At 65.8% G+C, this 3,206-nt stretch carries 2 protein-coding genes; one reads left to right on the top strand and one right to left on the bottom strand.

Features of this window, described 5'->3' with window-relative positions; genetic code table 11:
• The first annotated feature begins 173 nt into the window (after nucleotides 1-173).
• Entirely contained in the window at nucleotides 174-1,505 is a 1,332-nt protein-coding gene (locus EN742_RS29315; RefSeq protein WP_189375663.1) for a GNAT family N-acetyltransferase, read from the top strand.
• Nucleotides 1,506-1,564: 59 nt separating this feature from the next.
• Here EN742_RS29315 and EN742_RS29310 read toward each other — a convergent pair.
• A partial coding sequence (locus tag EN742_RS29310) for an exopolysaccharide transport family protein (protein WP_128333578.1) occupies nucleotides 1,565-3,206 on the bottom strand: 1,642 nt, incomplete at its 5' end.

The following is a 3,206-nucleotide window of genomic DNA, read 5'->3' as shown; positions in this document are numbered from 1 at the left end:
TTATTTGGGTCTGTGAACGTGGCGATTCAAGGGCACCAGTATTACACTTTTGTAACATGCCCGTGAGTGGCCGGATCATTCGGCGGCAGCCTCTGTCAGGGTGTTGCCGGAACCGGTAGTTTCAGCCGCCTTTGGCATGGACCGCGCCGTCTGGCCGCGCTATCCCTGCCGGCATGAAAAAAGGCGATCATCTCTTCCTCGTCGACGGCTCCGGCTACATTTTCCGCGCCTATCACGCGCTGCCGCCGCTCAATCGCAAATCCGACGGCTTGCCCACCAATGCGGTGCTCGGCTTCTGCAACATGGTGTGGAAGCTGATGCAGGATGCCCGCAACACCGATGTCGGCGTGGTGCCGACGCATTTCGCCGTCATCTTCGACTATTCCTCGAAGACCTTCCGCAACGAGCTCTACCCCGAATACAAGGCCAACCGCTCGGCACCGCCAGAGGACCTGATCCCGCAGTTCGGCCTGATCCGCCAGGCGACCACGGCTTTCAATCTTCCCTGCATCGAGATGGAGGGCTTCGAGGCCGACGACCTCATCGCCACTTATTGCCGGCTTGCCTGCGAGGCTGGCGGCGACACCACTATCATCTCCTCCGACAAGGATCTGATGCAGCTGGTCGGTCCCACGGTCGGCATGTACGACCCGATGAAGGATCGCCAGATCGGCATCCCCGAAGTGATCGAGAAATGGGGCGTGCCGCCGGAGAAGATGATCGACCTGCAGGCGCTCACCGGCGACTCGGTCGACAATGTGCCGGGCGTGCCCGGCATCGGGCCGAAGACGGCGGCGCAGCTCCTGGAGCAGTTCGGCGACCTCGACGCGCTGCTGGCGCGCGCCAGCGGCAAGCGCAAGCGCAAGAAGCACCGTTCGCAGACGCGCAAATTCGAGGCGGTCGGCGCCTTCCGCCGTATCGAGGCGCGCACGCGCGCGGAGGTGGACAGGCTGCTCGATGCCTTCCTCGACATGAAGGAGGTGCGCTTCCGCAAGATGGGCATCGCCAATGTGTTCGGCGAGCCGGAGGTCCGCGCCTTCTTCCGCACCCTGTTCACCGAAGCGCTGGCAGAGGGAAAACCGTCGTTTGTGTTGCATGGCCTGGAAGTCGCCGGCAAGCTGCGCGCCGTCACCGGATCGAGCCTCTCGGGCAAGCGCCTGATCTGCGAGTTCGGCGCGATCGCCGAGGACGATCTCGCCTTCACGAGCCCCGGCGATTTCCTGTTCTTCGACAACATCCAGGAAGCCTGCCAGGCCGGATTCGGCGTCTATGACTTCTCGGTCGGCGACGAACCCTACAAGCGGCTATGGTGCGATATTGAGACCCAGCATTTCGAGGTGCTGGTGCCGCTGACGCTGAAAGGCCGCGCGCTGGCGCTGGCGCTCCGGCAAGGCGCGCGGACAAAGGCCATCATCAAGAACAGCCCGCTCATCTGGAAGCTGACCAAGATGCTACGCCGCAAGGCCGCCGGACAGGCGGCGCCTGCCGCCGAGGACGACAACTAATCACTGACCGCTGAGACCATTCGAACGATGCCCCGGCAAGCGGCCAGAGAATCGCGGTCTCACGCCGCCGTGCGGCGTCCTGGCACCGGCGTCCCCGGGGCCTCGTGGCCGAGCGGCGTCACCAGCGTGAGCTCGGGGTAGCCGTTCTCGATCAGTTTGACTGCGGCCTGCGTCACCTCGTCGTCGGCTTCCAGCATCGACAGGAAGACCTCGGTGCCCTCGCCCACCAGCCGGCCGATGCCCTGCGCGTCGGCCGGGCCGCATTCGACCACGACAAGATCATAGGCGGTGGTCAGCGACTGCATGATGATCGGCAGCCGATCGGCGGCGCGCATGGCGCGGGCCGGATCGGCGGTGCCGACCGGGATGACGTGGCAGTCCGAGTAGAGGTCGGCGTGGATGACGTCGCTGAACTGCGCCTCCGAGGCGAGCAGGTCGGTGATCCCCGGGAAAAGCCCGCTGTCCAGCATCGGCCGCGAGGCGGCACCCGATGCGGTGAGGTCGAGCAGCAGCACGCGCAGGCCGGCGTCCGAGACCTCGCGCGCTACCAGCACGGCGGAAGCGGCTGCCTCGTCGCCTTCCGGCGACACGAATATGGCGCGCGCCGTGCCAGAAGCGATCAGTTTCTCCGCCGCCTTCTCGATATCAATCTCGCCCAGCGTCGAGGCCTGCTGCCCGGTGTCTCCATCCGTCGCGTCTGCTGCGGCGACTGCTTCCGGCCCTGCCTCCGGTTCGGTCGAGCGATGCCTGGTCAGCCCGGCATCGACAAGCGCGGGCTCGGCGCGGGCAACCGGCATCTCCACCTGCTCGATTCGTCCAAATCGCGCACCGGTGGCCGGGCGCATGGCGCGGCCCGAAAACAACTCCCGAAGCAGCGTCGCGACCGCCATCAGCAGCAGCGAGGCGACAAACGCGGCGCCGACAATCGGCACGATCTTCGGGAAATAGGGCTCCGACGGCACCACGGCGCGCGAGAAGATACGCGCATCGACCGGCAGGTAGTTGCGATCGCTGCGCGAGGAGGCCTCGCGGTAGCGCGTCATATAGGATTCAAGCAGTTGGCGCTGGGCGTTGGCGTCGCGCTGCAGCGCGTCGAGCTCGACCTGTTGCTCGCCGGCACGGGCCGATGCGGCCTTCAGCGTGTTGACGTCGCCGAGGAGCTGGTTCTCGCGCGCCTGCGCCGTCTGCGCCTGCGTCGCCAGACCCTTCATGATCTTTTGCGCCTCGTTACGGATCTGGCCGTCGAGATCGGCAAGCTGTGATTTCAGGGCGCGGATGCGGGGATGATTGTCGAGCAAGGTGGTGGAGAGGTCGGCGATGTTGGCCCTGAGCTCGACCTGCCGCTCGCGCAGGCGTTGGATCAGGTCGGAATTCAGAACTTCCGGAACCGCATCCAGCGAGCCGCCTGACTGCAGCGCCTTGCGCACGCTGTCGGCGGTCGCCTCGGCGGCGGCGCGATTGGCGCGCACCCGCGACAGTTCGGTGGACAGTTCGGAAAGCTGCTGGGTAGCCAGCACCGCATTGTTGCCGCCCATCAGGAGATCCGACTGCGCGCGGAAGTCGGCGACCTTGGCCTCGGCATCCTTGACCCGCTTCGACAGGTCGGCGATCTCGGGCGCAAGCCAGTCGGTGGCTGCGGCGTTCGATTCCAGCTTGGCGTTGCCCTGGACGGAAATGTAGGTGTTGGCGATGGCGTTCGGG

This window comes from Mesorhizobium sp. M4A.F.Ca.ET.020.02.1.1, from assembly GCF_004022645.1.
Classification (GTDB): domain Bacteria; phylum Pseudomonadota; class Alphaproteobacteria; order Rhizobiales; family Rhizobiaceae; genus Mesorhizobium.
Note: the sequence above shows the minus strand (reverse complement) of the source record. Positions and strands in the feature narration are given on the sequence as shown.